General features: G+C 67.8%; 6 protein-coding genes and 1 pseudogene. 3 read left to right on the plus strand and 4 right to left on the minus strand.

The features are described 5' to 3' along the window. Both Q7P21_RS18480 and Q7P21_RS18485 read right to left on the minus strand, forming a co-directional pair. The coding region (locus Q7P21_RS18480) for a glycosyltransferase family 4 protein (protein WP_304178856.1) at positions 1–974 on the minus strand (974 nt) is incomplete at its 3' end. A gap of 195 nt (positions 975–1,169) precedes the next feature. Beyond that, a complete protein-coding gene (locus tag Q7P21_RS18485) occupies positions 1,170–2,567 on the minus strand; it encodes an AMP-binding protein (protein ID WP_304171564.1) in 1,398 nt (465 codons plus the stop codon). 107 nt (positions 2,568–2,674) lie between these two features. Here Q7P21_RS18485 and Q7P21_RS18490 point away from each other — a divergent pair, with 107 nt between their 5' ends. Further along, positions 2,675–3,853, plus strand: a complete 1,179-nt coding sequence (locus Q7P21_RS18490) for an NAD(P)/FAD-dependent oxidoreductase (RefSeq protein ID WP_304178865.1) — start codon at positions 2,675–2,677, stop codon at positions 3,851–3,853. Here the strand turns inward: Q7P21_RS18490 and Q7P21_RS18495 are convergent. Beyond that, positions 3,850–4,632 carry a pseudouridine synthase gene (locus Q7P21_RS18495; RefSeq protein WP_304178875.1) on the minus strand — a complete coding sequence of 261 codons (783 nt, stop codon included), beginning with the start codon at positions 4,630–4,632 and terminating at the stop codon, positions 3,850–3,852. The two genes, Q7P21_RS18490 and Q7P21_RS18495, sit on opposite strands and share 4 nt — an antisense overlap. A gap of 32 nt (positions 4,633–4,664) precedes the next feature. Next, positions 4,665–5,504 (minus strand): FkbM family methyltransferase, encoded by an 840-nt coding sequence (locus Q7P21_RS18500; RefSeq protein WP_304167057.1) that lies wholly within the window; start codon positions 5,502–5,504, stop codon positions 4,665–4,667. Positions 5,505–5,634: 130 nt separating this feature from the next. Between Q7P21_RS18500 and Q7P21_RS18505 the strand changes: the two genes are divergently transcribed. Both Q7P21_RS18505 and Q7P21_RS18510 read left to right on the plus strand, forming a co-directional pair. Further along, positions 5,635–6,222, plus strand: coding sequence for a sigma-70 family RNA polymerase sigma factor (locus tag Q7P21_RS18505; RefSeq protein WP_304167059.1), 588 nt, complete (start codon positions 5,635–5,637; stop codon positions 6,220–6,222). Between the two features lie 65 nt (positions 6,223–6,287). Next, positions 6,288–6,511: pseudogene (locus Q7P21_RS18510) on the plus strand (bifunctional D-altronate/D-mannonate dehydratase); the annotation flags it as partial.

The following is a 6,511-nucleotide window of genomic DNA, read 5'->3' on the forward strand; positions in this document are numbered from 1 at the left end:
TCCGCCACCACCTCGTCGCGGGTCAGGCCGTGGATGAAGCGCACCTTGTTGGTCAGGCCGAGATCGGCGATCAGCTCGGCGGTCGGGCCCTCGCGCAGCTTGCCGATCACCACCAGCTCCAGCTCCGGCCGGGTGTCGACCAGCATCGCGTAGGCCTCGATCAGGTGCTTCAGCCCCTTCAGCGGCACGTCCGCGCTGGCGGTGGTCAGCAGGCGCTCGGGCCGACGGCGGATGTCGGGCTGCACCCGGAACACCGTCTGGTCGATGCCCAGGGGGATCGGGGTGATGCGGCCCGGATCGATGGCCAGGCACTCGGCCACGTCTTTGCCGGCCGCCTCCGAGACCACGATCACGTCCTTCAGCTGCGGCGCGACCTTTTCCTGCATCTTCAGGAAGCCGTACCATTGGCGCATCAGGGCCCGCATGCCCCAGGCCGGCTCGGCGGCGAGCGCCAGCTCCAGGTCGCGGCGGATCGGATGGTGGATCACGCCCACCACCGGCAGGCCGCGCCGCTCGATCTCCAACAGGCCATAGGCGATCGACTGGTTGTCGAGCACGATGTCGTAGTCGCGGCGATGACGCCGCAGATACTTCGCTGCGCGCCGGCCAAAGGTCTCTGGCTCCATGAACCGGCCCAGCCAATGGCCGAAATATTCGGACGTGTCGGCCCAGCTTTTCAGATGCCGCCAGCGCAGGGCGCGGTGGCCATTGTGCGGCTGGTTATAGAGATCGAGCGAGGCGATCTTGACCAGGCCGACGCTGTCGTCGAGCTCCGGATAGGGCGGACCCGACAGCACCGTCACCTGGTGGCCCATCCGCGCCAGAGCCTCGGCCGCCTGGGCCAGATAGACCCCCTGCCCCCCGACCCTGGGGTCCGAACGATAGGACAGGAAGGCGATGCGCAAGGGACGCGTCGTCTGGGTGGTCGCGGGGTGGGCGCGCGGAGCGCCGCGAAGGATCGGGGTCTCGAGCATCTGCGGCGTTCTAACGCAGGGCGCGCCGGACTCTAAACCCTCAATGGCAGTCCGGGCGCCAAAAGCGCGCGGTGCGTGTCGGGGAGGCAGCAAGAACCCCTCACCCAACCCTCTCCCCGCAAGCGGGGCGAGGGCTATGAGCCGCACGCCCTCGCCCCCTATGGGGGAAAGGGTTGGGGTGAGGGGGAGCGCGGCCTATCCGAACGTCCCCCCGAACCGCTCGCGCAGCAGGTTCTTCTGCACCTTGCCCATGGCGTTGCGCGGCAGGTCGTCGACGAAGAACACCCGCTTGGGCGTCTTGAAGGCCGCCAGCTGTTCCCGCGCCGCCGCGATCATCGCCGCCTCGTCGCCCTGGCCGATCACCACCGCCACCACCGCTTCGCCGAAGTCGGGATGCGGCACGCCGACCACCGCGCTCTCGGTGACCCCGGCCATCTCGTCGAGCACCAGCTCGACCTCCTTGGGATAGACATTGTAGCCGCCCGAGATGATCAGGTCCTTGGCCCGGCCCGAGATCCACACCCGTCCGTCCGGGTCCTGGCGCCCCACATCGCCGGTGATGAAGAAGCCGTCGGCGGTGAATTCCTCGGCGGTCTTTTCCGGCATCCGCCAATAGCCGCCGAACACCGAGGGGCCCCGGATCTCGATGACCCCCGTCGCCTCCCCGCCTCCGATCCGCAACTCCACGCCAGGCAACGGATAGCCCACGCTGCCGGCGATGCGCTCACCCTCCAGCGGGTTCGAGGTGATGATCACCGCCTCGCTCATGCCGTAGCGCTCCAGTATGGGCATGCCCGCCCGGGCTTCGAACTCGGCGAAGGTGGATTCCAGCAAGGGCGCGGAGCCGCAGACGAACAGCCGCATGTGCGCCGCTGCCTCCCGCGTGAAGCCCGGCGCGGCCAGCAGGCGGGTATAGAAGGTCGGCACCCCCATCATCACGCTCGCTCGCTTCAGCCCGGCCAGCACCTCGGCGTCGTCGAACTTCGCCAGCCACACCATGGGACAGCCGGACAGGAAGGCGCAGTGCAGGGCCACGAACAGCCCGTGCACATGGAAGATCGGCAGGGCGTGCAACAGGACGTCGTCGGGGCTGAAGCCCCAGGCCTGATGCAGGGCGATGGCGTTGGCGGCCAGATTGCCGTGGCTGAGCATGGCCCCCTTGGATCGCCCGGTGGTTCCCGAGGTGTAGATGATCGCGGCGAGATCGCCGTCAGCGCGCGGCGTGGTCTCGGCGATCGGCGCACATCCCGCCGCCTCGGCCGCGAAGGCCACGGGATCGGTGATGAACTCCGCAGGCTCGGCGTCCTTCAGGAAATAGTCGACCTCGCTTGCCGTATAGGCCTGGTTCAGCGGCAGGAAGACCGCGCCGATCTTCAGCGCCGCCAGATAGACCATCACCCCTTCCGGCGACTTGGCCGCCTGCAGCGCCACCCGGTCCCCGACCCCCACGCCCTTGTCCTTCATCAGCGCCGCGATCCGCCCGACGCCGGCCTCCAGGGCGCCGTACGAGATCTCCGTCCGGTCGCTCAGGATGAAACAGGCCTTGGTGCGATCCGCCGGAAACCGGGACGCGAGCAGGTCGTAGAGATTCATCGGGGCCTCACAGGGTGGTCGCCCGATATGGCCGGGGTGAAGGGCCAGAGGCAAGTGCGGCTCCCTCGCCCCTTCGCCGGAGCGCGGGGCCATGCCATACGCCGCGCATGGAAACCTACGACGTCATCATCATCGGCGCGGGCGCGGCGGGCATGATGTGCGCCATCGAGGCGGGGAAGCGCGGGCGCAGCGTGCTGGTGCTCGACCATGCCCAGGCGGCCGGCGAGAAGATCCGCATCTCCGGCGGCGGGCGCTGCAACTTCACCAACATCAACACCAATCCCCAGAATTTCCTGACCGCCAATCCGGGATTCCAGATCTCGGCCCTGCGCCGGTTCCGGCCGCGCGACTTCATCGCCATGGTCGATCGCCACCACATCGCCTGGCATGAGAAGACCCTGGGACAGCTGTTCTGCGACGACAGCGCCCGCCAGATCATCGACATGCTGCTGGAGGAGATGGCCGGCGTCGGCGCTGCCCTGCGCCTGGAGACCGCCGTCGATCGCATCGACAGGACCGAGGCGGGCTACAGCCTCTCGGCCGGGGGCCGCCAGCTCGCGTGTTCGTCCCTGGTCCTCGCCACCGGCGGCAAGTCGATCCCGAAAATGGGCGCCACGGGCTATGCCTATGAGGTCGCCACCCAGTTCGGCGTGCCGGTCACCCCGACCCGTCCTGCCCTGGTCCCGCTGACCTTCGAGATCGGCCTGCTGGAACGGCTCAAGCCCCTGGCCGGGGTCGGGCTGGACGCCAGGATCGCCCACGGCAAGACCCGGTTCTCCGAGGCCATGCTGTTCACCCATCGGGGCCTGAGCGGCCCGGCGGTCCTGCAGATCTCGTCCTATTGGCGGGAAGGCGACGAGATCGCCCTGGATATGGCCCCGGGAACCGATGTCTATGCCGAGCTGCGCGCCGCCCGGGCCGAGAATGGCCGGCAGGCCGTGACCACCGCCCTCTCCCGCCATGTGCCCAAGCGCCTGGCCCAGTTGCTGGTCGACCAGTCCGGCTTCGTCGGCAATCTGGCCGACGCCTCCGACAAGGTGCTGCGGCCGCTGGCCGACGCCGTGAACGCCTGGCGGGTGAAGCCGGTGGGCTCAGAGGGCTATCGCACCGCCGAGGTCACCCTGGGCGGGATTGACACCACCGCCCTCGACAGCCGCACCCTGCAGGCCAAGGCGGTCCCCGGCCTCTATTTCATCGGCGAGGCGGTCGACGTCACGGGCTGGCTGGGCGGCTACAATTTCCAGTGGGCCTGGGCCAGCGGCTGGAGCGCCGGCCAGTCCGTCTAGGCTGCTCCCCCGCTCGCCGAGGCCGCGATCATCGCGGCCTTCTCCTGGGCGGTCAGCACACGCCACTTGCCCTGGGGCAAATTGCCCAGCCGCAGCGGTCCGACCCGCACCCGGAACAGGTCCAGCACCCCCAGATCGACCAGATCGCACATCCGCCGGATCTGGCGGTTGCGGCCCTCGGTCAGCACAAAGCGGATCGTCTGTTCGCCGCTGACCCAGATCTTGGCCGGCTTCAGCTGGCGGCCGTCCAGCGACAGGCCGTGGTGCAGCCGGGCCAGCTTGGCGTCGGTGATCGCACCGGAGACCTTGACCACATATTCCTTGTCGAGCTCGGAATGGGGCCCGATCACCGCCTTGGCCACCACCCCGTCATCGGACAGGATCAGCAGGCCGCGGCTGTCCTGGTCCAGGCGGCCGACGGGCGCGAGCCGGGTGTCGCGGTCGGGAATGGTCGGGCTTTCCCCCACCAGGGCCGCGCGAGTGAGGAGCCGCACCGCCGGGATCTGCTGACCCTCCGGCTGGGCGGAAACCACCCCGGTCGGCTTGTGCAGCACCACGGTGAAGCCGCCCTCCAGCTTGGCTTGGGCGCCGTCGCTCAAGGTCAGGGTCTGGCCGGTCTGGATCTTGCGGCCGGCGTCGGTGACGGTCTCCCCGTCAATGGCGACCAGCCCCTGGGCGATCAGGGCGTCGGCCTCGCGGCGCGAGCACACCCCGCTCTGGGCCAGCCAGCGGTTGATCCGCTGGGGCTCGGCTTCGTCATAGCTTCGGGTCCAGGCCATGAGCCTTCCTAGTGCCCTTCGCCTGGCCTTGACTAGAACTTGAAGCCGTAGGCCGCGAGATAGGCATAGGCCTCGATGTTGGTGGGCCAGGGTGTGTCGAGGGCGTCGAGCTCTGGCAGGTTCCAGATGTTGGGTACGCCTGGCGGCAGGGCCAGGAAGTTGAAATCGCCCTTCAGCTCGGCCAGCCGCGATCCGCTTTTGGAAGACACTCCACCAACGAACGGCGCAAAGAATAGGAAGATGCGGTAGCGCGCGTCTTTCAGCACCTGCATGACCGACTGGGCCAGCGCCATGTCCTGTCGCTTGGCTTCCAGCAGCCAGACGACCTCCTGTCTGGCGAGCAGCGCCGACGCGCCGCGCAGGACCTCAGGCTCGAACCCCTCGACATCCACCTTGATGAACCGGGTGTCCGTCGGCGCGACGTCATCAAGGCGGCACATGCGCACCGGCTCCGTCGCCGTGCGCGATTCAAGGGTCATGCTCATCCCCCCGAAATTCACATTTTCGGCGAGAGAGATCGCAGGAAACCGGGCGATACCCGCCTCGCCGCCCACAGCCGCGTGGTTGTATTCGACATTCAGCAGATCATTGTTCAAGGCGTTCGCCGCCAGCACACCCGCCATGCCACGATGGGCCTCAAAAGCCATGATGCGCCACTCGGGCCTCGCTTTGGCGACCGGCAGACATATGGCGCCCAGGTTGGCGCCGACATCGATGAAGGTCCCAGGGACTGCGAATTCCGTCAGATAGGCCCCGATCAGATCCGCCTCGCAACGGGCGAATTCGCCATACTCCCGCAGACAGGCGCCGACCGCAGAGTCGGCGGCCGGGAAGAGGAAGGTCAAGCCATAGGCCCTGGTGATGTCGAACATTGGTTCCTCAACTCACGCCGCCCTCGGGAGGTCGTTGCGGTGTCGCCATGCGATTCGTCTCGCGCCATGGAACCTAAGTGCTCGCCATTCGCTCCATAAGGGTCAATGCGCCTTTGAGAGGGTACCCGCCATGCAAGCCAAGACCGCCGAAGACACCTTTCGCGACGATCTGGTCGGCCTGATCCCTCACATGCGGGCCTTTTCCCGCTCGCTGACCGGCGATGCGGCCCAGGCCGACGATCTGGCCCAGGAAGCCCTGGCCAAGGCCTGGGACAAGCGCTCCAGCTTCGAGCCCGGCACCAATCTCAAGGCCTGGGTGTTCATGATCGTGCGCAACCAGTTCTTCTCCGACAAGCGCCGTTCGTGGCGCAGCCAGCCGCTCGATCCTGAAGTTGCCGAGCGCACCCTGGTCGCGGTCACCAACCCCATCGCCACCCTCGAGCTGGACGAAGTCCGTCGCGCCATGATGCGCCTGCCGGAAGACCAGCGCGAGGCCCTGATCCTGATCGGCGCCGGCGGCCTGTCCTATGAGGAAGCCGCCGAGATCTGCGGCGCCGCCGTCGGCACCATCAAGAGCCGCGTCAGCCGCGCTCGCGATCGCCTGGCCCTGCTGCTGCTCGAGGGCGACTACGAGGACGACGCCACCCGGCCCAGCGAAGCCATGGCCTGCATCTTCGCCCAGATCGACCAGATCCGCAGCCATCGCCACGCGGCGTAGCCCCCTTCCTCACTCACGGGTGATCAGGCACGGTCGGGACCTCCGAGTCCCGACCGAGCCCCTCCATGAAGATCACCGACGCCCGCGTTATCGTCACCAGCCCGGGGCGCAACTTCGTCACCCTGAAGATCGTCACCGACCAGGGCGTCTATGGCATCGGCGACGCCACCCTGAACGGGCGGGAAAAGGCCGTTGTGGCCTATCTCGAGGAGCACGTGATCCCGGTGCTGATCGGCCGCGACGCGCGGCGCATCGAGGACATCTGGCAATATCTCTATCGCGGCGCCTA

This window comes from Phenylobacterium aquaticum (assembly GCF_947378715.1).
Classification (GTDB): Bacteria; Pseudomonadota; Alphaproteobacteria; order Caulobacterales; family Caulobacteraceae; genus Phenylobacterium; species Phenylobacterium aquaticum_A.